General features: G+C 65.6%; 28 protein-coding genes and 1 tRNA gene. 9 read left to right on the top strand and 20 right to left on the bottom strand.

Going from position 1 to position 26,347, the window contains the following annotated elements:
* Positions 1 to 4 precede the first annotated feature (4 nt).
* Genes AC3WUM_RS00570 through AC3WUM_RS00560 form a run of 3 tightly spaced genes read right to left on the bottom strand, consistent with a single transcriptional unit; the run spans position 5 to position 1,905 of the window.
* Complete coding sequence (locus AC3WUM_RS00570) at positions 5 to 1,045, bottom strand: MBL fold metallo-hydrolase (protein ID WP_492408120.1); 1,041 nt, start codon at positions 1,043 to 1,045, stop codon at positions 5 to 7.
* Positions 1,046 to 1,085: 40 nt separating this feature from the next.
* A complete protein-coding gene (locus AC3WUM_RS00565) occupies positions 1,086 to 1,361 on the bottom strand; it encodes a hypothetical protein (protein WP_492408119.1) in 276 nt (91 codons plus the stop codon).
* A gap of 16 nt (positions 1,362 to 1,377) precedes the next feature.
* On the bottom strand, positions 1,378 to 1,905 hold the full coding sequence (locus AC3WUM_RS00560; protein WP_492408118.1) for a CC0125/CC1285 family lipoprotein: 528 nt from the start codon (positions 1,903 to 1,905) through the stop codon (positions 1,378 to 1,380).
* A gap of 207 nt (positions 1,906 to 2,112) precedes the next feature.
* Between AC3WUM_RS00560 and AC3WUM_RS00555 the strand changes: the two genes are divergently transcribed.
* A complete protein-coding gene (locus tag AC3WUM_RS00555; protein WP_492408117.1) occupies positions 2,113 to 3,483 on the top strand; it encodes a DUF4403 family protein in 1,371 nt (456 codons plus the stop codon).
* An 81-nt stretch (positions 3,484 to 3,564) separates the two neighbouring features.
* Here the strand turns inward: AC3WUM_RS00555 and AC3WUM_RS00550 are convergent, their stop codons facing one another.
* The 3 genes from AC3WUM_RS00550 to AC3WUM_RS00540 form a co-directional block, all read right to left on the bottom strand.
* Complete coding sequence (locus tag AC3WUM_RS00550) at positions 3,565 to 4,500, bottom strand: AEC family transporter (protein ID WP_492408116.1); 936 nt, start codon at positions 4,498 to 4,500, stop codon at positions 3,565 to 3,567.
* A gap of 9 nt (positions 4,501 to 4,509) precedes the next feature.
* A complete protein-coding gene (locus AC3WUM_RS00545; RefSeq protein WP_492408115.1) occupies positions 4,510 to 5,451 on the bottom strand; it encodes an oxygenase MpaB family protein in 942 nt (313 codons plus the stop codon).
* Positions 5,452 to 5,523: 72 nt separating this feature from the next.
* Positions 5,524 to 6,384, bottom strand: coding sequence for a YihY/virulence factor BrkB family protein (locus AC3WUM_RS00540; RefSeq protein ID WP_492408114.1), 861 nt, complete (start codon positions 6,382 to 6,384; stop codon positions 5,524 to 5,526).
* Between the two features lie 169 nt (positions 6,385 to 6,553).
* On the opposite strand from AC3WUM_RS00540, the gene AC3WUM_RS00535 reads away from it, so the two are divergent.
* Both AC3WUM_RS00535 and AC3WUM_RS00530 read left to right on the top strand, forming a co-directional pair.
* Entirely contained in the window at positions 6,554 to 7,525 is a 972-nt protein-coding gene (locus AC3WUM_RS00535; RefSeq protein WP_492408113.1) for a diacylglycerol/lipid kinase family protein, read from the top strand.
* Positions 7,522 to 8,337 (top strand): metallophosphoesterase family protein, encoded by an 816-nt coding sequence (locus tag AC3WUM_RS00530; RefSeq protein WP_492408112.1) that lies wholly within the window; start codon positions 7,522 to 7,524, stop codon positions 8,335 to 8,337. Before AC3WUM_RS00535 ends, AC3WUM_RS00530 begins: the two co-directional genes overlap by 4 nt.
* Before the next feature lie 20 nt (positions 8,338 to 8,357).
* Here the strand turns inward: AC3WUM_RS00530 and AC3WUM_RS00525 are convergent, their stop codons facing one another.
* The 4 genes from AC3WUM_RS00525 to AC3WUM_RS00510 form a co-directional block, all read right to left on the bottom strand.
* Positions 8,358 to 10,148: an ABC transporter ATP-binding protein gene (locus tag AC3WUM_RS00525; RefSeq protein WP_492408110.1), complete on the bottom strand. Its 1,791-nt coding sequence runs from the start codon at positions 10,146 to 10,148 to the stop codon at positions 8,358 to 8,360.
* Between the two features lie 11 nt (positions 10,149 to 10,159).
* Entirely contained in the window at positions 10,160 to 11,308 is a 1,149-nt protein-coding gene (locus AC3WUM_RS00520) for a glycoside hydrolase family 1 protein (protein WP_492408109.1), read from the bottom strand.
* 12 nt (positions 11,309 to 11,320) lie between these two features.
* A complete protein-coding gene (gene glf / locus AC3WUM_RS00515; RefSeq protein ID WP_492408108.1) occupies positions 11,321 to 13,750 on the bottom strand; it encodes a UDP-galactopyranose mutase in 2,430 nt (809 codons plus the stop codon).
* A 298-nt stretch (positions 13,751 to 14,048) separates the two neighbouring features.
* The gene (locus tag AC3WUM_RS00510) at positions 14,049 to 14,984 is read right to left on the bottom strand and encodes a DMT family transporter (RefSeq protein WP_492408107.1); all 936 of its coding nucleotides are present in this window, start codon (positions 14,982 to 14,984) and stop codon (positions 14,049 to 14,051) included.
* Positions 14,985 to 15,151: 167 nt separating this feature from the next.
* On the opposite strand from AC3WUM_RS00510, the gene AC3WUM_RS00505 reads away from it, so the two are divergent.
* Positions 15,152 to 15,469, top strand: a complete 318-nt coding sequence (locus AC3WUM_RS00505) for a DUF1840 domain-containing protein (RefSeq protein WP_492408106.1) — start codon at positions 15,152 to 15,154, stop codon at positions 15,467 to 15,469.
* 12 nt (positions 15,470 to 15,481) lie between these two features.
* Here the strand turns inward: AC3WUM_RS00505 and AC3WUM_RS00500 are convergent, their stop codons facing one another.
* Positions 15,482 to 16,429, bottom strand: coding sequence for a lysylphosphatidylglycerol synthase domain-containing protein (locus AC3WUM_RS00500; protein WP_492408105.1), 948 nt, complete (start codon positions 16,427 to 16,429; stop codon positions 15,482 to 15,484).
* A gap of 19 nt (positions 16,430 to 16,448) precedes the next feature.
* Entirely contained in the window at positions 16,449 to 16,973 is a 525-nt protein-coding gene (locus AC3WUM_RS00495; protein WP_492408104.1) for a pyridoxamine 5'-phosphate oxidase family protein, read from the bottom strand.
* A 240-nt stretch (positions 16,974 to 17,213) separates the two neighbouring features.
* Between AC3WUM_RS00495 and AC3WUM_RS00490 the strand changes: the two genes are divergently transcribed.
* The gene (locus tag AC3WUM_RS00490) at positions 17,214 to 17,663 is read left to right on the top strand and encodes a hypothetical protein (RefSeq protein ID WP_492408103.1); all 450 of its coding nucleotides are present in this window, start codon (positions 17,214 to 17,216) and stop codon (positions 17,661 to 17,663) included.
* 55 nt (positions 17,664 to 17,718) lie between these two features.
* On the opposite strand, the gene msrA is transcribed toward AC3WUM_RS00490, so the two are convergent.
* Together msrA and AC3WUM_RS00480 are read right to left on the bottom strand one after the other, a co-directional pair.
* Complete coding sequence (gene msrA, locus AC3WUM_RS00485) at positions 17,719 to 18,339, bottom strand: peptide-methionine (S)-S-oxide reductase MsrA (RefSeq protein ID WP_492408102.1); 621 nt, start codon at positions 18,337 to 18,339, stop codon at positions 17,719 to 17,721.
* 33 nt (positions 18,340 to 18,372) lie between these two features.
* Positions 18,373 to 18,594 (bottom strand): SlyX family protein, encoded by a 222-nt coding sequence (locus AC3WUM_RS00480; RefSeq protein WP_492408101.1) that lies wholly within the window; start codon positions 18,592 to 18,594, stop codon positions 18,373 to 18,375.
* 20 nt (positions 18,595 to 18,614) lie between these two features.
* On the opposite strand from AC3WUM_RS00480, the gene AC3WUM_RS00475 reads away from it, so the two are divergent.
* Positions 18,615 to 19,472, top strand: a complete 858-nt coding sequence (locus tag AC3WUM_RS00475; RefSeq protein WP_492408100.1) for an NAD-dependent protein deacetylase — start codon at positions 18,615 to 18,617, stop codon at positions 19,470 to 19,472.
* A 3-nt stretch (positions 19,473 to 19,475) separates the two neighbouring features.
* On the opposite strand, the gene AC3WUM_RS00470 is transcribed toward AC3WUM_RS00475, so the two are convergent.
* Positions 19,476 to 20,333, bottom strand: a complete 858-nt coding sequence (locus AC3WUM_RS00470; protein ID WP_492408099.1) for an OmpW/AlkL family protein — start codon at positions 20,331 to 20,333, stop codon at positions 19,476 to 19,478.
* An 85-nt stretch (positions 20,334 to 20,418) separates the two neighbouring features.
* Here AC3WUM_RS00470 and AC3WUM_RS00465 point away from each other — a divergent pair, with 85 nt between their 5' ends.
* Entirely contained in the window at positions 20,419 to 20,925 is a 507-nt protein-coding gene (locus AC3WUM_RS00465) for a DUF1993 domain-containing protein (RefSeq protein ID WP_492408098.1), read from the top strand.
* Positions 20,926 to 20,992: 67 nt separating this feature from the next.
* On the opposite strand, the gene AC3WUM_RS00460 is transcribed toward AC3WUM_RS00465, so the two are convergent.
* Positions 20,993 to 21,571 (bottom strand): TIGR04211 family SH3 domain-containing protein, encoded by a 579-nt coding sequence (locus AC3WUM_RS00460; protein ID WP_492408097.1) that lies wholly within the window; start codon positions 21,569 to 21,571, stop codon positions 20,993 to 20,995.
* A gap of 128 nt (positions 21,572 to 21,699) precedes the next feature.
* Here AC3WUM_RS00460 and AC3WUM_RS00455 point away from each other — a divergent pair, with 128 nt between their 5' ends.
* Entirely contained in the window at positions 21,700 to 22,695 is a 996-nt protein-coding gene (locus AC3WUM_RS00455) for a class 1 fructose-bisphosphatase (RefSeq protein WP_492408096.1), read from the top strand.
* A 101-nt stretch (positions 22,696 to 22,796) separates the two neighbouring features.
* Here the strand turns inward: AC3WUM_RS00455 and AC3WUM_RS00450 are convergent.
* A tRNA-Ser gene (locus AC3WUM_RS00450) sits at positions 22,797 to 22,889 on the bottom strand.
* Between the two features lie 265 nt (positions 22,890 to 23,154).
* Between AC3WUM_RS00450 and mltF the strand changes: the two genes are divergently transcribed.
* A complete protein-coding gene (gene mltF / locus AC3WUM_RS00445; RefSeq protein ID WP_492408095.1) occupies positions 23,155 to 24,627 on the top strand; it encodes a membrane-bound lytic murein transglycosylase MltF in 1,473 nt (490 codons plus the stop codon).
* A gap of 54 nt (positions 24,628 to 24,681) precedes the next feature.
* On the opposite strand, the gene def is transcribed toward mltF, so the two are convergent.
* From def to AC3WUM_RS00430, 3 genes are read right to left on the bottom strand one after another with little or no spacing between them, the layout of a single operon-like run.
* Positions 24,682 to 25,212, bottom strand: a complete 531-nt coding sequence (gene def, locus AC3WUM_RS00440) for a peptide deformylase (protein ID WP_492408094.1) — start codon at positions 25,210 to 25,212, stop codon at positions 24,682 to 24,684.
* A 7-nt stretch (positions 25,213 to 25,219) separates the two neighbouring features.
* A complete protein-coding gene (locus tag AC3WUM_RS00435) occupies positions 25,220 to 25,549 on the bottom strand; it encodes a (2Fe-2S) ferredoxin domain-containing protein (RefSeq protein WP_341917543.1) in 330 nt (109 codons plus the stop codon).
* 29 nt (positions 25,550 to 25,578) lie between these two features.
* The gene (locus AC3WUM_RS00430; RefSeq protein WP_341917545.1) at positions 25,579 to 26,298 is read right to left on the bottom strand and encodes a DUF481 domain-containing protein; all 720 of its coding nucleotides are present in this window, start codon (positions 26,296 to 26,298) and stop codon (positions 25,579 to 25,581) included.
* Positions 26,299 to 26,347 lie beyond the last annotated feature (49 nt).

Genomic DNA, 26,347 nt, shown 5'->3' with positions numbered 1-26,347 from the left:
AAGATCAGCTGCCGAAATGCACGCGCGATCCGGCGAGCGTCTGCATCGCGAGCGAGCGCGATTCACCGTGCTTGAGCAACCAGAAATCGTCGGCGCCGAGACCATTGTCGGCGAGCGCGATGGCGAGCTTCTGCGGCGGCTCGTCGAGCGCATCGTCGGCGAGCTCGAAGGTTCCCCAGTGGATCGCGATCGAATGCCGGGCCGCGAGTTCGAGATGCATCTGCACGGCCTGCGCCGGATCGATGTGCTGGCCCTTCATGAGCCAGCGCGGCGCGTAGGCGCCGATCGGCAAGGCCACCAGATCGATGCGCCCGCAGCGCTCGACGATCTCGGGCACGCCATGCCAATAGCCGGTGTCGCCCGCGAAATAGAAACCGCGCTGCGCGCCATGCACCGTGAAGCCGCACCAGAGCGTGCGATTGCGATCCCAGGGCGTGCGCGCGCTCCAGTGCTGCGCAGGCGTCGCGCGTATGCGCAAGCCACGAAAATCGAAGGCCTGCCACCAGTCGAGCTCATGCACGTTGTCGACGCCGAAGCTGCGCAGCTTGTCGGCGAGCCCGAGAGGCATGATGAAATGAATCGGCTGCGCCTGCACGCGCGAACGCCGCGCGAGCTGCTGCACGCTGATGCGATCGAGATGGTCGTAATGGCTGTGCGAGATCAGCACGAGATCGATGTCGGGCAGCGCCGCGACGCTCGTCACGCAGGGCAGCTTGCGCGCGGGCCCCACGAACGAAAACGGCGAGGCGCGCCTGGACAGCACCGGATCGGTCAGCACGCGCAGGCCATCGATCTGCAGCAACAGCGTCGAATGGCCTAGCCACCAGATGCGCTCGCCGGCCTGTGCGAAATCCGGCGCCATGCTCCACTCACGAGCGAAGGCCGCATAGCCCGCGGCCGGCGCCTGTGGAACGCCCTGCGCACGGCGCTCGCGCCGCCAGCGCCAGAAATCGCCGCCGACCGGAACCTCCGGCTCCGGATTGACGAAGCCGTCGACGCGATGATGCGCGAGCGCCGGATCGTAGTAGGGGTTGCGCCAGGGCATGGATGTTAGACGCTCATCTTCGTGCAGCAGTGTGGCACGCTCATTTTGGCAAAGCCGCAATCGCTGCGCGCAAATCCTCGATAACTGACTCAATGCTCTTCGATATTTGGAACTCTCGCTCGTAGCCCGAGAAGCCACTTGCGACAACCAATTCGCTGCCTAGCTCGCGCACCTCGTGAATCTGGCGAAGTTGCACCCGCTCCAACGCCGCCATATTCGCCTCCAGAGCGTCCTCAACCTGGATCGCCGTCAGGGCCTTCTCAAGGTAGGCATCGATCGTGAGCTGCATCCGGTGGATAATGTTTTCGTTGCTCATCGAGGCAAGCGTTGGCTTACTGCTTCGGTTCCGGGCGCTTGATCGTCGACTCGAGGTTCGCCTTGAGCTCTCGCGCGTCGAACGAATTCGCCAGGTTCGGCGTGCGCGGATTCTTGTAGACGAGGATGTCGGCCTGGGCCTGGTATGCCGACTTGTTGCCTCCGCCGAACAGCGAGCTCAGGCCGATCGAAACACCCGATCCGAAGTTGCCCGAGCTGCCGCCGATGCCGATGCCGAAGTTGCTGCCGCCGCCCGACAGCTGCGGGTCGACATTGGTCGCGCGATCGGCGATCGCGAACCAGTCGTAGCCGTTCTGCAGCGTGATCTCGGCCGCGCGATACATCAGGTAGTTTTCGACGGTCTCGCGCGAGGTGGCCGAGTTGCCGACCGAGCGGATGCGATAGCGGTTGGTCTCGAGCCGCTGCTCGCTGTAGCCCTCGCCGCTCTTGGCTTGCGGTTGGTAGGGCGTGGCGGTGGCGCAGGCGGCGAGCAACTGGCTCAGGGCCAGCAGGGCGACGGGCGTTCTGAGGGTTTTGGGCGACATGGTGGCGGCCTCTCGTTTTTCGGATCGCGGATGGATGCTGCCCACAGTGTACGGAGTCCGGCCTGACTCGGACGCTGCAGGCAAGGCGTCACGCGAAGGTGGCTCGAACCCGGCTCTTATCCGGGCTAGGCTGCGGGCTCGCGCTCCGACACTTCCGGCATGCTCAGCTCGCTTCCTTCCTCCTGGCTTCAGCTACTGCTCATTTGCATGCTGCTCACGAGCGCCTGCACGCAACGCCTCGACAGCGGCGAAACCCTGCCGGCCGGCGCCAGCGAGCCGCCGCAGTTTCAGCGGCTTTCGCGCATCGAACTGCGCGCGAGCCTGCCGCTGGCGCAGGTCCAGGCCGCGCTCGACGAGGCGCTGCCACGCCAGCAGGACATCGACGAGCGCATCCGGATTCGTGTGCCGCTGTTCGACGATCCGCGCATTCCGTTTCACGGCAGCGTGACCCGCACGCCGCTGCAATTGCGTCCGGCGAGTCCGGCGATCGCGTTCAGCTCGACGCTCGACGGCCACGGCAGCGCACCGACGCGCTGGAGCGTGCACGGTCGCGTCGACGGCCGGATCCAGCCGATGATCGACGGCGCCTACCGCCTGCGCTCACGGCTCGAATCGCGCGTCGACATCGACGAAGCCAGGCTCAAGCTCGATCACCTGCCCGACATTTCCTTGCGCAAGCTGCTGACCGAACGCTACCGCGATGCGCAGCGCGATTGGGCGGCCAGGCTCGATCGCAAGCTCGACGAGCGGCTAGCCCTGCGCGACAAGGCCAGCCGGCTCTGGCGCTCGGCCTACGGCGCGGTGCCGCTGCGTTCGCGTTCGGTGGCGGATTACGAACTCACGCTGCTGCACCAGCCGATGCGCCTGCTGCTCGCCAATCCGGTGGCGACCGCTTCGGGCGATGTAGTGTTCGGGCTCGGGCTCGAAGGCCAGCTGAGCCTCGCGGTCGGCGGTACACCGCGCGCACCGGCGCCGCGCGCCCTGCCGGCTCCGCGCTTCGTCGACACGCTCGGCAATCGCTTCGATCTCGAGCTGCCCATCGCCGTCGATCTGGGCAAACTCGCCCAAGCGCTCGAGCAGCAACTGCACGAAGGCAAGCTCAGATTCGAGCGCCGCAACGTCAAGGTCGAAGGCGTCGGCGCAGGGAGCGACGGCAAGGAGCTGGTGCTGAAACTGCGCATCGAAGCCGGCACCTGGTTCCGGCGCACCAAGGCCGATGTCTTCATGCACGCCGTGCCGTTTCTCGACGAGGCCACGCACGAGCTCGCCCTGCGCGAGCTGCGCTACACGCTGCAGTCCGAAGACCTGCTGCTGCGCGCCGCCTCCTGGCTCACCTCACCCAAGCTGCTCGCCGAACTGCAGGGCAAGGCGCGGCTGCCGCTCGCTCCGCTCGAGGCCCAGGCGCGCGACGCCGCGGCCAAGCTCGCGGCGGATGTCTCGAAACGCTCCGACGGCCTCGCGCAAATCGACGTGCAGCGCGTCTCGGTCGACGCGCTGAGCCTGCATCCGGGCTATCTGCTCGTACTCGTGTCGGCGGGCGGCGAGGTGCATGCGGATTTGGCGGCGCTGCTGCGGTGAAGACGGAAGACATAGCGGCGGAGGGGTGGCGCATCCACTGCATTTGCGTCTCCCATTCCGCGTCTCTCGTCTGCCGGCCGTTCAAGCCGTCAACGCCAGGAACACCGGCGTCGTCAGCGCCGCGAGCGCGGTCGAGTACAGCAGGCTCGCGGCGGTCGCCGCTTCGAGGCTGTGGAATTGCCTGGCCATCTGGTAGACGTTCGCGCCGACCGACATCGAAGCCAGCAGAACCACCACGCGTGTCTCGAGCGACGGCAGGCCGATCAGCAGCGCGAGTGCCCACACCACGAGCGGCTGCACGAGCAGCTTGAGCGCGGTGATCGCGAGGCTTTGCGTGACGTGTTCGCGCCAGCCGTAGCGCGCCAGGCCCATGCCGAGCGCGATCAGCGCCACGGTCGGCGCGCAGTCGCCGAGCATCTGCAGCGGCACGTCGACCAGCATCGGCAGATGCCAGCCCGTGAGTCCGAACGCGGTGCCCGCGAGCACGCCGACGATGATCGGGTTGCGCATCACGCTGCTCGCGGTGCTGCGAAAGCCGGCCAGCGACAGCGAGCCGCTGCGCGACCATTCGACCGAGGCGGTGCCGAGCGTCCACAGGATCAGCGCGTTGAACACGAGCACGAGCGACACCGCCGGCAGCGCCGCGTCTCCGAGCGTGAGCTTGGCGATCGGCAGGCCGAGCATGACGTTGTTCGAGAACACGCCGCCCATCGCGAAGATCGATTGCCCGGCGCCGTCGAGCGCGAACAGCCTGGCGGCGATGAGCCGTCCGATCGCGAAGGTGACGAAGCAGCCGCCGAAGAACGCGACGAGCAGGCGCGTATCGATCGGCGGCATCTCCGACAGCCGGCTCATGAGCCGGAACAGCAGCGCCGGCAATGCCACCGAGAACACGAACTGCGACAGCGCCGCATCGATGGTCGCCGGCCAGCGCGCCCAGCGCGTCAGCGCGTAGCCCGCGAGCACCAGCACGAACAGCGGCGTCGCGAGCGCGACCTGATGCAGGAAGATCGACATCGGACGCGATCAGATCGGTGGCGGCTGCAATCCGAGCCGGCGATGCGAACGCGCGACGACACCGTCGGCGAGCGCGCGGCGCAGCAGGGGCGCGGCCAGGCTCAGGCTGCGCGCAGCCGCTGCGGCGCGCGCCTTGTGCCGCCGGCTGCGGCCCATCATCCCGGCCGCCCAGTCCGGCAGCAGCACCGCACCGGCGCCGAGAAACACTTCACGGAACAGCACGCCGCCCGGAACCGGCAAGTCGATCGAGCGCAGCACCTGCAGCACCGTGTGCGAACGCTCGTCGAAGCGCAGCTGCGGGCGCACGCGACGGAAATAGGCCTCGACGCCGGCGGCCGACTTCGGCACGCGCTCGGCGCCCATCGCCTCGGCGAGCCGGCTGGTCTCGAGAAAGTAGCGATCGCGATCGGCCGGCGTCAGCACGCTGCCGCCCTGGCGGCTCCGATACCGCTCGTAGCCGGCCAGAAAACTCCACATCTCGGTCACGTGCACCCAGGTCAGCAGGTCGGGATCGGCGGCCGAGTACGGCTGGCCGTCGGGCGTGACGCCGCGCACCTTCTCGTGGATACGGCCGACGAGGGCGATGAGCCGCTCGGCCTCGGCGCGCGGCGCATAGCTGGTGCCCGCGACGAACGCGGTCGTGCGGCGCAGGCGGCCGAGCAGGTCCTGGCGGAAATTGGAGTGATCCCAGACGCCCGCGAGCGCGCGCGGATGCAGCGTCTGCAGCATCAGTGCGCAGACGCCGCCGGCCATCATGCCCGGGAAATCCGCATGCACGCGCCAGGTCATCGTGTCGGGGCCGAAAAGGCCCATATCGCCGGGCGGCGAGTCGAAATCGATCAGCCGCTCGGTCCAGTGATCGCCGTCGGCCTTGGGATCACGCGAGATCAGCCCGACGAGGGCGGCACGCAAGCGGGCCTGGATGGAGACGGGCAATCGGACGGCGGGCATGCGCGTATTGTCCCAGCGACCGCGCCCGGGCGAAACCGTAGTTTCCGCTATGGCCGCATCGCGGGCCTGTTGTCAGGAACGCGAGCCGCGCTCACGCGCGAAGTGATACGTGAACTCGGCCCCGAACAGGAAGATCTGCGCCGAGTAGTAGACCCACACGATCACCACGACGAGCGTGCCGGCCGCGCCGAACGAGGAGCTGATCGCCGCCTTGCCGAGATAGAGGCCGATCAGGAATTTGCCGGCCGAGAACAGCAGCGAGGTCACCGCCGCGCCGATGCCGACGTCGCTCCAGGCGATCGGTACGCTCGGCAGCAGCTTGTAGATCAGCGCGAACAGGCCGGTGATGACCGCGAAGCCGACGAAGAAGTTGAGCACCTGCAGCAGCGTCTCGGTGCCCATGAGCCACTGGTTCCACAAGGTGCCGACCGCCGCGATGGCCGCGCTCGCGACGAGCGAGACGATCAGCATGAAGCCGATGCCGAGAATCATGCCGAACGAGAGCAGGCGCTTGCGCAGGAAGCCCAGCACGCCGCCGTGCTTGGGCGCCGGGGCTTTCCAGATGCGATCGAGGTCGGACTGCAACTCGGCGAACACCGTCGTCGCGCCGATGAACAGGGTCACCAGGCCGATCAGGATCGAAATCAGGCCGCTGCCGAGCTCGCTCGAGCTGATCAGGATCGCCTGGATCGCCTGGGCGCCGTTGTCTCCGACCAGTTCGGCGAGTTCGCCGAACAAGGCTCCGCGCGCGGCCTCTTCGCCGAAGATCAGGCCCGCGGTGGTGATGACGATGAGCAGCAGCGGAGCGAGCGACAGCATCGTGTAGTACGCGATCGCCGCGCCCATGCTGCTCGCGTTGTCGTCGACCCAGCCTTGGGCGGCGAGGCGCCCGATCTGCTTGAGCTGGGCGAAGCTGAGCGGGATGCGGGGCACGGCGGGCTCCAGTCGGCGGTTGGCTAGGCGAGCAAGCCTGAACACCGGCATCCGGCACCGCGCTGAATGCGTGGTGCCCGCTCGTATCGTCAAGACCGACTCGGACAGGCCCGGTACAGCGCAGCGCTCTCATGCTGCGCGCCGCAGCGCATCCACCAGGGGGAATACGATGTCGCTCACGATGCCGCCCAGCGGTCAGGCCGACGGGCCTTTCTACATCGTCTTCAACATCGGTTCCGGCCACGGCGATCCGCAGGCCGCGCGCCGCATCATCGACGAGGCCATGAACGCGGCGCAGCGCCGCTACGAGCTGCTCAGCGTCGACGATCCATCACAACTGCCGGAGCTCGCGCGAGAGGCCGTCGAGAAAGCCCAGCGCGAGAACGGCATCGTCGTCGCCGCGGGCGGAGACGGCACCATCAATTGCGTGGCCGGCGCCGTGCTCGAAAGCGAGCGGCCGTTCGGCGTGCTGCCGCAGGGCACTTTCAATTATTTCGGCCGCGCCCACTCGATCTCGCAGGAGGTTTCCGAGTCCGTGCAGACGCTGCTGACCGGTCGCATCAGGCCCGTACAGGTCGGACTCATGAACGACCGGCTGTTCCTCGTCAACGCGAGCGTCGGCCTGTATCCGCGGCTGCTCGAGGACCGCGAGAAATTCAAGCGCCGCTACGGCCGCCATCGCATCGTCGCGCTGTGGTCGGCCGCCCACACGCTGCTGCGCAGCAAGCGTTACTGGCTGCTGCGGCTCGAGGACGAGCGCGGACGCGAGGCGACGCTGCAGACGCCGACGCTGTTCGTCGGCAACAACGCGCTGCAACTGCATCAGGTCGGCCTGCCCGAAGCCGAGGCGGTCGAAGACGGCCATCTGGCCGGCGTCGCGCTCAAACCCGTGAGCCGCTGGGCGATGGCCGGGCTGCTGTTCAGCGGCGCGCTCGGCAGGCTCGGACGCGCGGAGTCGGTCATCAACTTCGCGTTCCGCGATCTGCAGGTGCAGCCGGTCGTGCAGGGCCGGCGCCATCATCGCGAGCTCAAGGTGGCGATGGACGGCGAAGTCTGCCGGCTCGCGCCGCCGCTGCGTTTTCGTGTCGCACCCAAGCAGCTGCAGCTGATCACGCCGGTCGATCGGACCGAACCCGCATGACAGTGCTGCTGCACGTCTCGGACCCGCATTTCGGTACCGAGCAGCCCGCGGTCGTCGATGCGCTGCGCAGGCTCGCGGGCGACCAGCAACCGCAGGCCGCGATCCTGTCGGGTGACATCACGCAGCGTGCGCGCGCGCACGAATTCGCGGCCGCGCGTCGCTTCGTCGACTCGCTCGCCTTGCCGATGCTGTGCCTGCCGGGCAATCACGACGTTCCCTTGTTCGATCTGTGGTCGCGCCTGCGGCGGCCCTACGCGCGCTATCGCGCCGCCTTCGGCGGGCCGCTCGACCAGCAGATCGAATCGCTGATCGAAACGGCCGATCTGCTCGCGATCGGCGTCAACACCACGCGCTGGTGGCGGCACAAGGACGGCGAGGTTTCGGATGCGCAGATCGAAGCGGTGTCACGGCGCTTGCGTCGCGCATCGGCCAGGCAGCTGCGTATCGTCGTCACGCATCAGCCCGTGCACGTGACCAAGCAGCGCGACGAGAAGAACCGCCTGCATCATCACGAGCCCGCGATTCGCGCCTGGTCGGCCGCGGGCGCAGACCTGATCCTCGGCGGGCACATCCACCTGCCCTATTTCCGCAGCCTGCGCGCGCATTATCTCGATCTTCCGCGCGAGGTCTGGGCGATCCAGGCCGGCACCGCGCTGTCGGCCCGCGTGCGCTTCGAAGCGCCGAACAGCGTCAACCTGATCCGTTACGACGCCGCTGCGAACACGCGCTGTGTGGTCGAGCGCTGGGATTTCCGGCAGGCCGAGCAGCGCTTCGTGCTCAACGACGCGCTCGAGGCGCTGCTCGACCGCTGAGTCGCCCCGCCGCCCCGCGCTCAGGCCGCGGCGAGCACGTCGGCCTGCAGGCTCCAGAGCGAGGCATACAGGCCGCCGGCCTGGCGCAGCTGCTCGGGCGCGCCGTCTTCGACCACGCGACCGTCCTGCAGCACGATGATGCGATCGAAGCCCGCAACCGTCGACAGCCGATGCGCGACCGCGAGCACCGTGCGCCCGCGCATGAGATCGTCGAGCGCGGCCTGGATCTCGATTTCGGAATGCGTGTCGAGCGCCGACGTCGCCTCGTCGAGCACGAGGATCGGCGCGTTCTTGAGGAACGCACGCGCGATGCCGAGCCGCTGGCGCTGTCCGCCCGAGAGCATCACGCCACGCTCGCCGACGAGCGTGGCGTAGCCATCCGGCAGATCGCGGATGAAGGCGTCGCAGTAGGCGTGGCGCGCCGCGTCGCAGACCTCGTCGTCGCTCGCCTCGGGCCGGCCATAGCGGATGTTCTCGAGAATGCTGCGATTGAACAGCGCGATCTCCTGCGGCACCACGGCGATGCGTGCGCGCAGCGAATCCTGCGTCACCGAGCGCAAGTCCTGGCCATCGATTTCGATGCTGCCGCCCTGCACGTCGTCGAGCCGCTGGATCAGCGTGATCAAGGTCGACTTGCCGCCGCCCGAAGGCCCGACGATGCCGACCCGTTGCCCGGCCGGAATCTTCAGATCGAGTCCACGAAACACGTGGCGTTCGCCCGGATACGCATAGCGGACCTGCCGGAACTCGATCGCGCCTTGCAGCGGCTCGAAGCCGCGCGCATCGACCGGATCGACCACCGCGTGCGGCTCGCCGATCACGCGCAGGCTTTCGGCGATGCCGCCGAACTGCTGCGAAGTGTTGATCAGCGCGAAGGCCAGATCACGCGAGCCGTGCAGGATGCGAAAGGTCAGTGCGCTGATGATGACGACGTCGCCCGGCGTGATGCGTCCGCCGCGCCACGACAGGATCGCCCACAGCAGCATCGACCCCGCCATGATCCACAGGCTCAGGTCGTGCAGCACGCGCGTCTTTTCCATGAACATCCAGCTGCGCCGCTGCGCGTTCGCTTCGACACCGAGTTCGCGCTCGAGCCGGTCGCGCTCGCGATCGCGCGCGGCGAAGGCCTTCACGGTCCAGACGTTCGACACCACGTCGACGAGCTGTCCATTGGTGCGCGCGCCTTCTTCGGCGAAGCGCTGATGCAGCGGGCGCCCGCGCGAACCGAACATCAGCACCACGCCGCCGACCACCGCGACGAAGCCGACGAGCGCGAGCGCCATGCGGTAGTCGATCGTGCAGAGCACGACGACGGCGCCGAGAAAATCGACCACCGGCGGCAGGATGCTCCAGGTCAGCGAGCTGAAGATCAGCGTCACCGAGCTTGCGGTCTGGCTGATGCGATTGCCGAGCGCACCCGAGAAATGTTGCGCGAAATAGCGCATCGGGTGGCCGGTCAGGTGATGGAACAGGTCGAGCCGCAGGTCGACGCCCGTCGCGACCACCGTGCGGCAGCCGAGCCAGCCGCCGAGTCTCCAGAGCGTCTGCTCGACAGCGATCAGGCCCAGGAACAGTCCGAGCGGAAACCAGATCGGAGCCGCCATGCGATCGGGCACGGCCATCGCATCGACGATGAGCTTCATGCCGTACTGCACGGCCACCGCACAGCTCGCCGCGCCGGTGATGATCGCGAACAGCAGCGAGAACTGCGCGCGCCTGAGCCTGACGTAGCGCAGCAGGAATGGAACCGGCCTGTTCGGGAAACCCGCCGGGGCCGCAGCGAGCCTCGGGGAATGCACTGCGCTCGTCACGCGAAGGATGCTTAGGCCGGCTCGGCGGCGAGCGACGAGGCGCTCGCCACCACGCTCGCGATGCGCGCCTGCTCCAAGGCGAGCTGCTGCGCGAGGCCCGCATGCGCCGTGCGCTGGCCGTCTGCATCGGCGAAGCCCAACAGGCCGGTTTCGCAATGGCGATCGTTGATCCAGCCTGGATAGTCGAGCACCGGATACAGGCAGACGCCTTCGACCGGAATGTCGCGGTCGAGCGCCTGCAACACCTCGTCGCAGACATAGCGCAGCCACTTGGCGCGAGCGTCGCCTTCGGCGCCGGTCTCGGCGATCAGGATCGGCTTGGCGTAGCGCGAGTGGATCTCGCCGAGCATGTCGGAGAACGGGCGATAGCGCTTGTCGCCGGGCTCGATGGTCTTGCCGCCGAGCACCCATTGATTGTCGCTGTAGTAGTTCACGCCGATGATGTCGACGATGTCGTCATGGCCGCCGAGCTCGGGCTGCTCGCGGCCCGTCAGCAGATCCCAGGCGGCGTACTGCGCGAGGCGTGCGCGCTCGGCATCGGAGCGCCTGTCGGCCGAAGCCGCGACGACGTTGATCGCCGGATCGGCAAACACCGTGCGCACCTGCCGGTCCACACCGCGCAGCGCATCGACCGAGGCGATCGCCGCACGCGCGAGCTGGCGCTTGAGCTCATCGCCGCGCCTCTTGCCGAGCGGCCAGAACTTCGAGGTCTCGCCGCCGGCCCAGGACCAGTACGAGATCTCGTTGACCGGACAGAACAGCGGAGCCGTGATGCCTTCCTCGCGCATCACCGTCGCCGCGGCTTTGGAAAATGCGGCGAAGCGATCGACGAAGGCCGGCGACCAGATGTCGAGATCGTCGGGCCAGCCGTAATGGCACAGATCCCAGATCACCTGAATCCTGTTTTCCCTGGCGGCGCGCAGCATCGGCAGAAAACTGCTCCAGTCGTACTGCCAGGGCCTCTTCTCGATCAGATGCCAGCGCAGGCCATCCCGCACGCTCAACAGGCCGTGTTCGCGCATGCGCCGGTAGTCGGCGGCCGCATTGCGATCGTGCGCGGTGCTCGCAAGCAGGTCGAGCCTGCGGCCGTCTTCGCGCCGGTGCGAGGAGCATTCGAAGCCACCGAGGAAGAAGCTGGACAGCTGCGTCGGTCGATGCATGGGCTACCTCCTTCAAGCGCGGCGCAGGGCGATGCGCGGCTCGTCCTGCGCTTCGTCGTTCTGCGTGTCGATGAGCTTGTTGAACAAGGTGATGGCCTGTCCGACCACTTGGTCCATGTTGTAGTAGCGATAGGTGCCGAGGCGGCCGACGAAGCTGACGTCGGGCGTCTTGTCGGCCAGCTCGCGATACTGCTTGTAGAGCAGCTGATTTTCTTCGCGCGGAATCGGGTAGTACGGATCGCCCTCGGCCGACGGATATTCGTAGGTCAGGCTGGTCTTGCGGTGCACCTGGCCGGTCAGGTGCTTGTACTCGGTGATGCGCGTGTACGGCACGTCCTGCGACGGATAGTTGACGACGGCGACCGGCTGGAACCATTCCTGATCGAGCGTCTTGTGCTCGAACTGCAGGGAGCGATACGGCAGCTTGCCGAAGCGATAGTCGAAGAATTCGTCGATCGGCCCCGAGTAGATCAGGTGGTCGTAGTGCACGTCGTTGCGGATGTCCTCGAAATCCGTATTGACCATGATGCGGATGTTCGGATGATCGAGCATGTTCTCGAACATGCGCGTGTAGCCGTGCAGCGGCATGAACTGGAAGCTGTCGCCGAAGTAGCGGTCGTCGGTGTTCGTGCGCGTCGGCACGCGCGCGGTGACGGCCTTGTCGAGCTGGCTCGGATCGAGGCCCCACTGTTTTCGCGTGTAGCCGCGGAAGAACTTTTCGTAGAGCTCCTGGCCGACCTGGCTGATGACCACGTCTTCGGAGCTGCGGATGTCGTCGATCGCGGTCGCGCGCGCGGCGAGAAACTGCGCGGCGCCAGCCTCATCGAGATCGAGGCCGTAGAGCTTGTTGATCGTGGTCTGGTTGATCGGAATCGGCACCAGCTGCTGGTCGACGTCGGCGAGCACACGATGCTCGTACGGACGCCAGCGCGTGAACTTCGACAGGTAGTCGAAGATTCGCTGCGCATTGGTATGGAAGATGTGCGGGCCGTAGCGATGCATGAGCACGCCGCCATCGTCGAAGCAGTCGTAGGCGTTGCCACCGATATGCGGGCGGCGGTCGATCACGAGCACACGTTTGTTCGCCTGCGAGGCGAGGCGTTCGGCCAGCACCGAGCCCGCGAAGCCGGCACCGACGATCAGATAATCGAAGCCGGAGCGGCGAGCCGCCGGCATGCTGCGTCCACGACGCGCGGAGTCCATAGACACGGTATGCGATTCTCCAGTGGAGGCCGGCTGCGAGCGACCGCGCGCATCGACCATGAGCTTACCCATCTCGGCACAAGTGCGCTCCCAAGACAGGCCATCGATCGCGGCGTCGGCCTGGGCGAGGAAGTTCTGGCGCTCGGCGCCTTGCCGAAGCGCCGTTTCGATGCCTTTTTCGAAGGCATCGGTGCCATCGGCGATCTGCACCACGCCGCTGTCGCCGTAGTGGCGCACGACGTCGCGAATCGGTGTCGAGACCACCGGACAGCCGCCGGCGAGATATTCGGGCGTCTTGGTCGGGCTGATGAAGCGCGTCGACTCGTTTAGCGCGAACGGCAGCGTCGCCACGTCCCAGCCTTGCAGGTAATGCGGCAGCACGTCGTAGACCTTGGGCCCGAGGTAGTGGATGTTGTCGCGACGCGGCAGCTGGCTCTCGTCGATCTTCACGACCGGGCCGATCAGCACGATCTGCCAGTCGGGCCGGCGCTCGGCGAGTTCGGCGACCAGCTTGAGGTCGAAGCGCTCGTCGATCACGCCGTAGAAGCCCAGGCGCGGATGCGGAATCTCCGATTGATCGCCCGGCTCGAACAGCCTGCCGCGCGCCTTCGCGAAGTGGCCGATGTCGACGCTGCTCGGAAACGGATGCACGTTCGGATGACGCTCGCGCTTGACTTCGAACAGGCTGTAGCCGCCCGTGAAGACGAGGTCGGCGCGCTCGAGCAGTTCCCTTTCGCGCTCGAGCAGTTTCGGCGGCGCACCCATGAAGGCCGAGAGCTCGTCCATGCAGTCGTAGATCGTCAGCGAGCGCCGCAGATGGCGCGTGAAGCTCTGGCTCATCGGCGTGTAGTACCAGAGGATCAACTCGCTCGGCGGCACGCCGGCCGCGGCCAGATGCGCGTCGATCAGTTCACGCTGGATTTCGTCGCTGCGCGCTTCGCTCAGGCCCTTGGGCAGGTGCGGCACCAGGATCTCGACGCCTTCGTCGTAGCGCGTTTCGAGCTGAGGCTCCTGGAGCTCCTCGTGCGTGAGCGGCTCCTCGAAGAACATCACGCGATGATCGCGCGCGAAGCGCGTCATCAGATGCTGCGGGCGCTGGTACACGAACTGCCAGCGCAGATGCGAAAGACACAACAGTACCGGCGCGCGGGCCTGGCTGCGGCCGCTGAAGCGCATCGGTGTCGCGGTGCGACCGACCAGGGATTTGCCGATCTGGATCTGATGGGGAGCCCAGCTCATGATGTCCTCTCGTCCAAGAAGATGGATCCGCAGGCCAAGGACGAGTTCAGATCCTCGCAATTCAGTTGCAGTGCAGCATTTTGCGACGACGGCATGGCCGCCCTCGTCATGGCACGTAAGGGCTGCTACAGGAACGAGCAGGCACCCCGGCTTGCTGGAGCTGAAACCTAGTATTGCGAAGCGCTGTGCTGCCGACGCCGTCCTTGGCATGCGGGCACGGTTCCAAAATGCCGAGGGCAGATGAGTCTCGCCTGAATTCAAGGCTGGCCCGTACGGGCCAGCGCCGGGGCGCAGACGGTTAGTTCGCTTCGCCTTTGCCCGCGATGGCGTCCGCTGCGATCGCGTCCGGAGCGATGACTTCGGGTCGCCGCGCCACGAGCGGGTGCAGGAACACGGCCGACAGCACCACCACCACGCCGAGATAGAAGCGCGGTCCGAGCTCGCGCTGCTCGTTGAAGATCAGCGCGGCGAAGACGATGGTGTAGATCGGTTCGAGATTGATCGTCAGCTGCGCACCGAAAGCCGAAATCCTGCGCAAGGCGACGAGCGACAGCGTGAACGGCAGCAAGGTGCAGGCCACCGCCAGTACGCCGATCCAGAGCACATCGAGACCGGCGGGCGGAACCATCAGCGAAGCGAAGCCGCCCGGCAGCAGCGGTGCCGCGACCGCGATCAGCACGAGGCCGGCACCGAGTTCCAGGCCCGTCACGAGCAGCGAGTCGCCCTGCTCCGCATAGCGCTTGTTGAGTGCGATGAAGAACGAGACGAACAGCGCCGAGCTGACGCCCACCAGCACGCCCAGGCGCATGTCGTCCGGAACGCCTCCGACCACCAGCACGACGCCCGGAACCACCGCGAGCCCGAGCGCGAGTTCGCGCCAGTCGAACGGCCGCCTGGCGACCCAGGGCTCGATGACGGACAAGAACGCCGGTGCCACCGCGAGACAGGTCACCGCGACCGAGGCGTTGGCGAGCTTGATCGCCCCGTAGAAGGTCAGCCAGTGCAGGGTCACGAGCACGCCGATGCCCGCGAAGATCGCGACGAGGCGCCGTGGCGTCTGCCGCAGTGCCCGCCAGACGCGCGGCAGCACGAACAGGCAGGCGACCACGATCAGCAGGCGCCACCAGACCAGCCGCACGGCATCGAGGCTGATGAGCTTGCCGAGAATGGCGGTAAAGGCCCACAGCAGGACGCAGAAATGCAGTTGCCAGCGGGCTTTGGCGACGTCGGTCATGACGGGCGGCTTGCGAACCTAGCGACGGAGCGAGAGGGCGCGCAGCTTGCCTGGGCGCGTCCGATCTGGAAAGAGCTTCCGGCAGGCTTGGGAACGGCCGAGTCGCGGGATTAATCTGCGGTTCCTCACCGCATGCTCTGATGCCCCGAACCGCCTGGAGACTTCCCATGATCCGATTCTCGTCCCCTACCAGCGGCGACGTGCAGATGCTCGACGCCCATGCCAGGCAGCTGCTCGAAGTGATCGGCAAGAGTGCCGGCGAACGCGGCGTCATTGCGGCCGCGGAAATTCCGGGCGCGCTCGCCGCCTTGCGCTCCGCCATCGCCAAGGACGCTCCCCAGCATGCGCACGCGGAAGACGCCGACGACCCGGACGAGCGTGATCGCCAGGCTCAGGACGTCAGCCTCGGCCGCCGGGCTTTCCCGCTCATGGACATGCTCGAGCGTGCGGCGCGCAACGGAAAGGATGTGACCTGGGGCGTCTGAGCCTTCGGCGTCTCAGGCCCGCAGGCCGCCACGCAGGCGGGCCTCCATGCTCAGGTAGACCACGCCGGCCAGCAGCAGCGGCATCAGGTAGTACACCGCCCGATAGGCCAGCAGCGCGGCAAGCAGCGGCGCTTCGTCGACCCGGCCCTTGAGCACGGCCAGGAACACCGCCTCCATGACGCCGAGTCCGGCCGGCACGTGAGTGATGACGCCGGCGATCGCGGCGAGCAGCAGGGCCGCCAGCACGGCCGAATAGTTCACGGCGCCATCGAGCAGCAGATACGGGATGCTCGCGATCACGAGCCAGTTGGTCACGGAGAACGCGAGCTGCAGTGCGGCGAGTCGCCAGTTGGGCAGATCGATCGGAATGCCGCGGACGATCCACTCGCGCCGGCGTGAGGCGATGCAAAGCACGAGATAGGCCGGGGCGGCCGCGAGCAACAAGGCCCCGAATAGGCGCAGGGCATCCTCACCGAGGCGAGCCTGATCGCCCAACTCGAAGGCGCCTCCGACAAAGACGAGCCCGAGCAGCAGCGTGTAGCCGATCCAGTTCCCGATCATCGACATGCCGAGCACGCGCGTGATGACGGCGGTGCGCAGTCCCAGGCGCGAGTACAGCCGGTAACGGAAGCCGACGCCTCCGACGAGCGCTCCGAAATTCAGGTTGAACGCATAGCTGACCATCGCCGTGGACAGCACCGCGCGATGGCTCAGCAAATGCCGCGTATAGCGGCGGCCGATCAGGTCGAATGCGGCATAGAGCAGGTAGCTCGAGGCGACGAGCACTATCGCGAGCGCGAGTTCGGATGCCGTGTACTGGACCAGCGATTCGCCGACCTGCGTCCAGTCCATGTCGCGTGCCCGGCTGTAGAGCAGCCAGGCCAGACCCGCAAAGAAAATGGCCGTGAGCGCTCGACGCGCCCACGGCCACCACGCTCGTTGCTTGGGAGCGACGAGCACGCCGGTATCGGTACCGGTCTCAGAAGCCGAGTTTGGCATTCTCGCCGAAGGCGTCCTTCTTGCCGGTCGCCATCGCCTTGGCGAAGGCGTAGAACCGGGTCACCGTGTTGCTCGGGCCATCCCAATACTCGGCCCGGTTCGGCGTGATCTTGAGCAGGGCCACGTCCGGATCCTGATCACCCTTCGGGAACCAGACATCGATCATCTTGTTCCAGAACGCCTGCTTGAGCGCCTGATCGCGCACGAGCTGGGCGTGGCCGCTCACCGAGACGTATTCCGAATCGCCCTTGTTGGCGTAAGTGAGACACACCTTGCCGTCATGCTCGCTGACTTCACCGGCCTTCGGCGAGCCCGCTCCGATCACGAACCAAAGCGTTCCGTTCTCCTCCACTTCGACGGTATGCAAGGGACGGCTGCGCATTTCCATGTCGCGATCGAGTGTCGTCAGCATGCCGACACGCGCTTTTTCGACCAGCTTGCGAAAGTGCTGCAAATGCTCGGCGTCGGACATGTCCTGGCGGTGCGAATGAGTCAAATCATTCATGGCGATCTCCACTGGATCTTTGTTGGGTCGCGATCCCGCATACACGGAAGCGCTCGAAATCATCGAAGCCGCAGCATGCTCACACCGCACTGAAGCCGCTCTGAACTCGCACGGCGGGCCAACGATGCGATTCGCCCGCGAGCCGCGTGAACAGAGCCATCTGCGGAACAGTTAATGGACTCGTCAGTTCACGGGCGCATGCTGAAAACCGCCAATTCCAGGGACGTCAAGGAGGATGTCATGAGACCCGACACCACGATTCAGGCTTCGGACAAAAGCAAGCAGGAACCCACCGAGAAAAGCTTGCACGATCTGCAGGAGAGTGGCTCGGATTTCGGCAACTTCTTTCCGAAGCATCACGTCCTGCTGGCCTTCGAGCAGGAGCAGCAGGCGAGCGATACCCAGCAAGCGCTGCAGGACGCAGGCTTCGAGGAACTCAAGGCCATCGATGATCGAGAGATGGAATCCGCCTCGCAGAAAGGCCTCGATTCGGCGAGCCCGATCGCCGCGACGGGCTCGTCGCTCAAGATGGTCGAGTTGCACAACAAGCTGGCCAAGGAAGGCTGCCACTTCCTGCTCGTGAAGGCCGAGGGAGACGAACAGACCGAGGCGCTCATGAAGATTGTTCGCCAGCGTCCGTTCCGTCTCGCGCAGAAGTACCACCGGCTCGTGATCGAAGTTCTGCACTGAGCGACGACACCCTGAGCAACAAAAAGCCCGCTCGAAGCGGGCTTTTTGTTGGCGATCAGCTTTTGAGTTCTTCGCCGAAATAACGACGCAGCTTGTCGACCTTCGGCAGCGCCACGCCGGCGATATAGCCCTCGTGAGGATGCAGTGCCGCGTAGTTCTGGTGATAGGCCTCGGCTTCGAAGAAATCTTCGAGCTTGTCGAGCTTTGTCACGATCGGTGCCGAATAGACCTTTGCCGCATCGAGCTGGCGGATGTAGGCCTCGGCGATGCGCTTCTGCTCCTCGTCGGCGTAGAAGATCGCCGAGCGGTACTGCGTGCCGATGTCGTTGCCCTGGCGATTGAGCTGCGTCGGATCGTGCGCCACCGCAAAGAAGATGCGCAGCAGGGCGCCGAAGCTGGTCTGCGACGGGTCGTATTCGATCTGCACCACTTCGGCGTGGTCGGTGCGCCCCGTGCAGACGGCCTTGTAATCGGCGGTTTCGGCGGTTCCGCCCGAATAGCCGTTGACCACGTTGAGCACGCCGGCGATTTCGCGATACACCGCCTCGACGCACCAGAAGCAGCCGCCCGCGAGCACCGCGAGCTTGCGGCCCGGCGCCGAGGCCAAGGGCTCGTCGAGGTCGGCGACCGGGAAATCCTTCGGGCTGATGCGCAGGCTGCTGTTGAAGAAGCTCATGACTGGGTCCTGGAAGTGGTTCGGGGCGCTGCCTCAATAATGGGGCGGAATTTCGTCTTCCAAAGAGCCGCGGGCTGCGCCTTCGGGCGTCGGCGCCGGCAGGCGCTCGGCGAGCGCACGCACGGCGCGCTGCAACTGCTCGATGAGCTGCTGCTGTCGAATGAGCTCCTGGTTCAAGGTCTCGAGCGTCGTCTCCTGATAGGCGAGCTTGGTTTCGAGCTCCATGAGGCGCGCGTCGTGTGAAGGCTCCGACATGATCCGGCTATGCTCCCGCAATGATCGAGGCGCCCTACCCTACACCTTCTGCCGTCGAAGCCGCTGCGCAGCTCGCCGAATTCGTCGAGCGCCATCCGCGTCTGTTCGTGCTCGGCGGTGCCGGCTGCAGCACCGAGTCGGGCATTCCGGACTACCGCGACACCGACGGCGCCTGGAAGCGTCGCCAGCCCGTGACCTACCAGGCCTTCACGCAGGATCCGGCGACACGCTCGCGCTATTGGGCGCGCAGCCTGATCGGCTGGCCGGTGATCGCCGCCGCCAAACCGAACCGGGCGCACCTTGCGTTGGCCGCGCTCGAAGCGCGCGGTCGCTGCGAGACACTGCTCACGCAGAACGTCGACGGCCTGCATCAGGCGGCCGGCAGCCGCCATGTGATCGACCTGCATGGGCGGCTCGATCGCATCGTCTGCCTGGGCTGCGCGGACCTCACCGCACGCTCCGCGTTTCAGGCGCGACTCGGCGCGCTGAATCCGCAATGGGCCGATTTGAGCGCGAGCACCGCGCCCGACGGCGATGCCGATCTCGATGCGGTGGATTTCTCGTCGTTCCAGGTGCCCGACTGCGCGGTCTGCGGCGGCATGCTCAAGCCCGACGTGGTGTTCTTCGGCGAGAACGTTCCGGCCGCGCGCGTCGACGAGGCAATGGATGCACTGGGCGAGGCCGATGCGATGCTCGTCGTCGGCTCCTCGCTGATGGTGTTCTCGGGGTATCGCTTCGCACTGGCGGCGGAGAAGCAGCGCAAGCCGATCGCGGCGATCAATCTCGGCCGCACTCGCGCCGACGATTTGCTGGCATTGAAGATCGAGCAGGGCTGCGGCGAAACGCTGCAGGCCCTGCTCGAGCGGCTCGACCGTTAACGATCAGAGATCGAAGCGGTAGCCGAGCACGAAGGCGACGACCAGCGGATTCAGATCGAGCTTGGTACGGCTGGTCGCCAGGCGCGTGCCGTCTTCGGCGTCGATGGTGATGTTGGCCGTGGTCTTCAGCAGCGTGTACGACACCGAGCCCGACAGGCTCCAGCGATCCGACAACTCCGCAGACACGCCCATGTTGAAGATCGGCGCGAGATCGTCCGCGGCCGCGGCATCGACCGTGGTCGACTGCCCGAGCTTGCCGTTGCCGGCCGCGAGCGTGGCGCCGAAGCGCGTATTCAACGCGTTCTTGAAGTCTTCGTCGGCCTTGATGTCGGTGAACCAGGTGTAGGTAGCGCCGACGCCGACATACGGGCGAATCTTTTCCTGCGCATCGCGGAAGTAGTACTGCAGCAGGATCGCGGGGCTCCACTGCGTGACCTTGGCGAGCGGATTGAAGTCCGGCGAGCCCAGGTCGACGGCCACCGCCGATCCGAGCGGCCCGGTCGGCTGCACCACGCCGCTGCCATAGAGCTTGAATTCCGCCGGAATGCCGCCTTCGAACTTGATCGCGAGATTGTCGGTAAGGAAGTACGAGTAGATCAGCGCGAGCGTATTCGACGAGCCGACCTTGTTGGTGGTGTCGGACGTGAAGTCGCTCTGCACGCCGAGCGCGGCGAGTGCGCCGGGCTGGATGTGGCTGCGCAGCGGCGTGCTGCTGTCCAGCGTATCGACATGGAACACGCCGATCTGCACCAGATGCCGGCCCTTGCTGGCCGGGGCATCGGATTCATCCTGAGCCTGGGCCGCAAAGGACCCAAACACCGCCGCCGCTGCGAGCGACCAGCTGCCGAGAGTACGATTCATGAGTTTCATCCTTCGTTGTAATTTGTGTCGATCATCATCAGCGCGCGCTGCATTGGCGCGCGCCCGAACCTGAGGGGAACCTAGCATGAGCCTGACCCTGTATGACGCCTGCGTGCCGACGCTCACGCGCGCGCTCGAAAACCTCATCGCCGTGCTGAACAAGGGAGCCGCGCACGCCGAGGCTCGCAAGCTCGACGGGCTCGTACTGACGGGCTCCCGGCTGTTTCCGGACATGCTTCCGCTGACGCGCCAGGTGCACATCGCGACCGACATGGCCAAGGGCGCGGTCGCCCGCCTGGCCGGCATCGAGCCTGAGCGATTCGAGGACACCGAGCAGAGCTTCGCCGAACTCGTCGCGCGCGTGGAGAAGACCATCGCCTTGATCCGTCGATTCGAGCCGAGCCAGTTCGAAGGCGCCGAGCTGCGCGACATCGTGCTCAAGTCGCCGCGTGGTGACCGGCATTTCAAAGGGCAGGCTTATCTCCTCGATTTCGTCTTGCCGAATGTCTTTTTTCATTGCACCACGACGTACAACATCCTGCGCCACAACGGCGTGGAATTGGGCAAGCAGGATTTTCTGGGTTCTTTCTGAACCCTTGCAGAACGTCGCTCGAACATACGACGGCGCTTCGCAAGTGAAGCGCCGGGCTTTGAGACGACTAGAAATCGCTGCGCCGACGGCGCCTGCCAGCCCCGAGCCAGGGCAGGATCAAACCGACCAGAATGCCGCCGCCGACGAGCGAGGCGCCGGTGACCAGCGTGCGTCGACGCGCACGCTCGGTGTCATAGCGCGACGCCGCGATCTGGCTCTGCTGTTCGGCCGATTCGAGCGCCTGCTGCAGGCGTTCGTTTTCTCCCGAGAGCTCGAATGCCGGCTTGGCTTTCTCGAGCAGCGCCTTGGCGTCGGCGAGTTCCGCATCGAGCGCCTTGATGCGCGACTGCGCCTCCGCGAGCTGCGATTGCAGTTCCTTGAGCCGCGTCTTGGCCGCCGGTTCCGCGGAAATGTAACGCGCCGTCAGCCAGCCGGTGCGGCCATCGGCCGTCTTCACCTGCGCGAAGCTCTGGGCACCGAGCGTCTGCAGCACCGTCACCTTGTCGCCGCTGTTGACCGCGCCGACCGACGCGGCGTCGTTGCGCGGGGCATCGCGCAAGGTGACGCTGATATCATCGGAAATGTATTGATTGCGTCCCCCTTCCTGCGCAAATGCAGGCGCGGAGGCGAGCGCGAGGCTCAACACCACTAACGTCCTTGTCATAGTGGCCGGAGTCTACCAACGCCCGCCAAGTTTTGAACACCCGTTGAATTGCCGGCGCCTAACTGCGCTTAAACTACGATGGATTCCACCAGAACGACCGCCCGCCGCCCATGAAGCCCATATTCCTGACCCAATTCCTGATCGAAGAACAACGCGCCATGGGCAAGATCACGCCCGATCTGCGCCTGCTGCTCGAGGTCGTCACGCGCGCCTGCAAGCGCATCTCCATCGCGGTGGGCAAGGGCGCGCTCGGCGGCGTGCTCGGCGATGCGGGCACCGGCAATATCCAGGGCGAGGCGCAGAAGAAGCTCGACGTCATCTCCAACGACATCCTGCTCGAAGCCAACGAATGGGGCGGCCACCTCGCCGCGCTCGCCTCCGAGGAAATGGATCACCCGCACCCGATTCCGGAGCAGTACCCGAAGGGCGGCTACCTGCTGCTGTTCGATCCGCTCGATGGCTCGTCGAACATCGACGTCAATGTCTCGGTCGGCACCATCTTCTCGGTGCTGCGCAAGCCCGAAGGCGGCAGCGCCTCGAGCGAAGACGATTTCCTGCAGCCCGGCACGCAACAGGTCGCGGCCGGCTACTGCGTCTACGGCCCGAGCACCACGCTCGTGCTGACGATCGGCAACGGCGTGCATCAGTTCACGCTCGATCGCGAGCTCGGCAGCTTCGTGCTGACCCAGCGCGACATGAAGATTCCGGCCGATACCAAGGAGTTCTCGATCAACATGTCGAACGAGCGCTTCTGGGAAGCGCCGGTCAAGCGCTACATCGACGAATGCGTCGCCGGCAAGGACGGCCCGCGCGGCAAGGACTTCAACATGCGCTGGGTCGCCTCGATGGTGGCCGACGTGCACCGCATCATCACGCGCGGCGGCGTCTTCATGTATCCGCTCGACTCCAAGACCAAGGACCAGGGCGGCAAGCTGCGCCTGATGTACGAGGCCAACCCGATGAGCTTCATCATCGAGCAGGCTGGCGGCGCCGCGACCACGGGCCGCGAACGCATCCTCGACATCACGCCGAGCAAGCTGCACCAGCGTGTGCCGGTGATCATGGGCTCGAAGAACGAGGTCGATCTGGTCAGCTCGTACCACTGAGCCGGCTGCAGTAACGAAAAACCCCGCATGGGTGACCCTGCGGGGTTTCTTTTTGCCCATCCGAAGCGCGAATTACCGGGTTTCGGGCTTCGTTGAATAAGTGGCGGAGAGGAGGAGATTCGAACTCCTGTGCGGGCTTTCACCCACCATCCGATTTCGAGTCGGCGCCGTTATGACCGCTTCGGTACCTCTCCGCAAATACAACCATCGTCGCAGCAAGCGCTTGTTTTAGCAGTGATTAAGCTCCCGTACGGGCTAGCCCTAGTGAACTGCGAATGAACTCAAGCCGCCGTTCCCTGCCTAACGCGCTCCGGCCATTCAGTGTCCCTGGCCCTGATCCGAGCGCTTGTTGGGCGACTCGAAGCATGTGTTAGGGTACGCGGCCCCGCGATGAGGCGCGCATTGTAGATGATTGATGCAGTGAAGCCTACTGCCTTGCGAAAAAAGGGAAGTTGGACGATGGCCGCGCTGTTCAGCGTCGCCGCGGCCTGTTCCCTGACGACCTGCACTCCCTCGGTCACCGCACTGGAAAAAGTGCGCATGACCGGCGTGCTGCGCGTGGCGACGGTCAACAGTCCGACGAGCTATTTCGTCGGTCCCGACGGAGCCACCGGCTTCGACTATGACCTCGCGAGCGGTTTCGCCAAGCAACTCGGTGTCGAATTGCGGATCGAAGTGGTCGCGTCCGCTCCCGATGCGCTCGAGCTCGCGCGCCTGGGCAAGGTGGACATGGCCGCCGCCGGGCTTGCCGTTACGCCTCAGCGCGAGGCCATGGTGAGTTTCTCGCCGCCCGTGCGCAGCGTAGTGCCTCAACTGGTCTACCGCATGGGCCAGAAGCGTCCGAAATCCTGGGAAGAGCTCGACGGCGGCCGCCTGGCCGTGCCGAGCCGCAGCGCGCAGACCGAGCTGCTGGCGACCCGGCGCAAGCAATACAGCGGCCTCAAGTGGGAGGAAGTCGAGGAAGGCGACGCCGAAGACCTGCTCGAGCAGGTGGCCGACGGCAATCTCGACTACACGCTGGTCAATTCGGACCTCGTGTCGATCAACCAGCGCTACTACCCCAAGTTGCGCGTCGCCTTCGCGGGTGCGGAATCGCAGCCGCTGGCCTGGGCGTTTCCGAAATCGCACGACAACAGCCTGACCCAGGCGGCCGCGGACTACATCACCGGCGCCGGCAAGCTCGAACTCGCGCGCCTGCAGGATCGGCACTTCGGGCATATCGAGGCCGTCGATCACGTCGGCGCGGTCGCGCTCGCGACGCATATGCAGACGCGCCTGCCGGCGTATCGCAAGTCGTTCGAGGCCGCGGCTCGCAAATCCAAGCTCGACTGGCGCCTGCTCGCGGCGATCGCGTATCAGGAATCGCATTGGGATTCGGCGGCCGTGAGCCCGACCGGCGTGCGCGGCATCATGCAGCTCACCATGCAGACCGCGCTGCATCTGAAAGTGGACGATCGCGAAGATCCGCTGCAAAGCATTTCGGGTGGCGCGCGCTACATTCGCGGCATTCTCAACCAGCTGCCCGAAGACATCGGCGAACCCGATCGCACCTGGCTCGCGCTGTCGGCGTACAACATGGGCACCGCGCATCTGAACGACGCGCGCAAGCTCACGCAAAAACTCGGTGGCGATCCGAACCGTTGGCTCGACGTGCGCAACAACCTGCCGCTGCTGACGCAGCCGCGCTGGTATCGCCAGACCGAGCATGGTTATGCGCGTGGACGCCAGGCGATGGAATTCGTCAGCAACGTACGCACGTATTACGACATGCTGGTCTGGCTCAGCGAATCCACTTCGCCGCCGCTGCAATCGGCGCAGGCCGAATCGACGCTGCTCGACGAACCGACGATTCCCGCAGGCGGAGCGGTCGCGGCCGAAGTAGCGATTCCCGATCCCAGCGAAGTGCTGCGCATTCGCGCGCCGATTCTTTAGTCGCTCGCTCGCATCGGCAGTTCATCGCGATGCGACGAATCGCCCGGTGTCGTCTTAATCGTCGCTGATCTGCTGACCCGGAAACAGCTCTTCGTTGAAGCCGAAGCGCGTGAAATCACGCACGCGCATCGGATACAGAATGCCGTCGAGATGATCGCATTCGTGCTGCACGACGCGAGCGTGAAAACCATCGACGCTGCGATCGATCACACCACCGTCGAGATCGAAGCCGGTATAGCGCAAGCGCTGATAGCGCGGCACCACACCGCGCAATCCGGGCACCGACAGACAGCCTTCCCAACCGTCTTCCTGCTCGTCGCTCAAGGGCGTGAGCACGGGATTGATCAGGATGGTTTCCGGCACCGCCTGCGCATCCGGATAACGCGGGCTCGATGTGAAGCCGAAGATCACCACGCGCAAGTCGACTCCGATCTGCGGCGCGGCGAGTCCGGCACCGTTGAGCGCCCGCATGGTGTCGAACATGTCGGCGACGAGCTCGCGCAATTGCGGCGTTCCGAATCGCTCGACGGGACGCGAGACGCGCAACAAGCGCGCGTCTCCCATGCGAAGAACCGTGCGGATCATGCAAGCCTCACTTGAGCTTCAGGCGATCGACGATCCGGCCGCCGACGATGTGCGTGTCGATGATCTCGTCGACATCCGCTTCGTTCTCGTAGCCATACCAGATGCCTTGCGGATAAATGACCATGCAGGGCCCGAGTTCGCAGCGCTCCATGCAACCGGCGTTGTTGATGCGCACCGAGCCCGGTCTTGCGAGCTGGAGTTCCTTGATGCGCTTCTTCGCGTGATCGCGCGCCTCGACCGCACCGTGCAGCCCGCAGGAGCGACGCTCACCGGGCTTGCGCACGTTGGTGCAGAAGAACACGTGGTGGCGATAGAACGGACGAGCATCGGAACTCACTTGCTTCTCCTGATCAGATGCGACGCGGCTCAGCCCGGCTTGGCGCCGAACGCATAGCTGAAATTCACCGCCGTGGACGAATCGGTGTGCTTCACGCCGGGGTCGACTTCGCTGTTGTTCTGCACCGTGAAGATCAGCGAGGCGAACAGGTTGCCGATCACGTAGAGCTTGAGCTCCGACACCGATTCCGTGAAGGTGTTCGACGCGCCGCTTTCCACTTTGACGCGCTGGCGAATGCCGCTGGTATCCGACAGCTTCCACTGGTAATCGAGCCCGAAGCGACCGATCAAATCCGAGTCCTTCTCGCGCGATTCCTGCGCTTGCTGCTGGCGCGCACCGGCGCCGAGTTCGATGTCGAGCAGATGACGCGGCCCGGTCAGGAAGTGGCGACCCAGACCGGTCGTCTGCGAGGTGCGCTCGCGAATACCGCCGAACAGATCCTTTTCGAATTCGCCGGCCAGAAAAGCATAGGTCTGCCCGGAGAACGTGTAGTCGACCTTGTCGGTGACCAGATACCGCTCGCCCGAAGTCTCGCCGCTATCCGCCGTATTGATCGCCTGCGCGGTCAGCACGTTGCGCCAGGCGTCCTGCTGATAATTGAGCGCGAACTTGCCGTTGATCGAGCGCGTCTCGCTATTGCCCGAAGTGCTCAGCACGCCGAGCGAAGCTTCGCCCCACCAGGGTGCTGCGCTTGCGACAGCCGGCGCGGCGAACAGATACGGAAGCAGCAGCCATGCATTCCCTTGCATCGAACATTTTCCTTTGTCGTTGGCGAATACGAATTGAAACCGATCGCTA

Source organism: Hydrocarboniphaga sp. FW305-C-57, from assembly GCF_058783045.1.
The sequence above is the reverse complement of the archived record's forward strand: the minus strand, read 5'-3'. Positions and strand labels throughout refer to the sequence as shown.

Bases quoted from the DNA above. Each gene is read 5' to 3' on its own strand.
- AC3WUM_RS00570 (WP_492408120.1), bottom strand. From the start codon at position 1,045: ATGCCCTGGCGCAACCCCTACTACGATCCGGCGCTCGCGCATCATCGC.
- AC3WUM_RS00565 (WP_492408119.1), bottom strand. From the start codon at position 1,361: ATGAGCAACGAAAACATTATCCACCGGATGCAGCTCACGATCGATGCC.
- AC3WUM_RS00560 (WP_492408118.1), bottom strand. From the start codon at position 1,905: ATGTCGCCCAAAACCCTCAGAACGCCCGTCGCCCTGCTGGCCCTGAGC.
- AC3WUM_RS00555 (WP_492408117.1), top strand. From the start codon at position 2,113: ATGCTGCTCACGAGCGCCTGCACGCAACGCCTCGACAGCGGCGAAACC.
- AC3WUM_RS00550 (WP_492408116.1), bottom strand. From the start codon at position 4,500: ATGTCGATCTTCCTGCATCAGGTCGCGCTCGCGACGCCGCTGTTCGTG.
- AC3WUM_RS00545 (WP_492408115.1), bottom strand. From the start codon at position 5,451: ATGCCCGCCGTCCGATTGCCCGTCTCCATCCAGGCCCGCTTGCGTGCC.
- AC3WUM_RS00535 (WP_492408113.1), top strand. From the start codon at position 6,554: ATGTCGCTCACGATGCCGCCCAGCGGTCAGGCCGACGGGCCTTTCTAC.
- AC3WUM_RS00530 (WP_492408112.1), top strand. From the start codon at position 7,522: ATGACAGTGCTGCTGCACGTCTCGGACCCGCATTTCGGTACCGAGCAG.
- AC3WUM_RS00520 (WP_492408109.1), bottom strand. From the start codon at position 11,308: ATGCATCGACCGACGCAGCTGTCCAGCTTCTTCCTCGGTGGCTTCGAA.
- glf (WP_492408108.1), bottom strand. From the start codon at position 13,750: ATGAGCTGGGCTCCCCATCAGATCCAGATCGGCAAATCCCTGGTCGGT.
- AC3WUM_RS00510 (WP_492408107.1), bottom strand. From the start codon at position 14,984: ATGACCGACGTCGCCAAAGCCCGCTGGCAACTGCATTTCTGCGTCCTG.
- AC3WUM_RS00505 (WP_492408106.1), top strand. From the start codon at position 15,152: ATGATCCGATTCTCGTCCCCTACCAGCGGCGACGTGCAGATGCTCGAC.
- AC3WUM_RS00495 (WP_492408104.1), bottom strand. From the start codon at position 16,973: ATGAATGATTTGACTCATTCGCACCGCCAGGACATGTCCGACGCCGAG.
- AC3WUM_RS00490 (WP_492408103.1), top strand. From the start codon at position 17,214: ATGAGACCCGACACCACGATTCAGGCTTCGGACAAAAGCAAGCAGGAA.
- msrA (WP_492408102.1), bottom strand. From the start codon at position 18,339: ATGAGCTTCTTCAACAGCAGCCTGCGCATCAGCCCGAAGGATTTCCCG.
- AC3WUM_RS00480 (WP_492408101.1), bottom strand. From the start codon at position 18,594: ATGTCGGAGCCTTCACACGACGCGCGCCTCATGGAGCTCGAAACCAAG.
- AC3WUM_RS00475 (WP_492408100.1), top strand. From the start codon at position 18,615: ATGATCGAGGCGCCCTACCCTACACCTTCTGCCGTCGAAGCCGCTGCG.
- AC3WUM_RS00470 (WP_492408099.1), bottom strand. From the start codon at position 20,333: ATGAATCGTACTCTCGGCAGCTGGTCGCTCGCAGCGGCGGCGGTGTTT.
- AC3WUM_RS00465 (WP_492408098.1), top strand. From the start codon at position 20,419: ATGAGCCTGACCCTGTATGACGCCTGCGTGCCGACGCTCACGCGCGCG.
- AC3WUM_RS00455 (WP_492408096.1), top strand. From the start codon at position 21,700: ATGAAGCCCATATTCCTGACCCAATTCCTGATCGAAGAACAACGCGCC.
- mltF (WP_492408095.1), top strand. From the start codon at position 23,155: ATGGCCGCGCTGTTCAGCGTCGCCGCGGCCTGTTCCCTGACGACCTGC.
- def (WP_492408094.1), bottom strand. From the start codon at position 25,212: ATGATCCGCACGGTTCTTCGCATGGGAGACGCGCGCTTGTTGCGCGTC.
- AC3WUM_RS00430 (WP_341917545.1), bottom strand. From the start codon at position 26,298: ATGCAAGGGAATGCATGGCTGCTGCTTCCGTATCTGTTCGCCGCGCCG.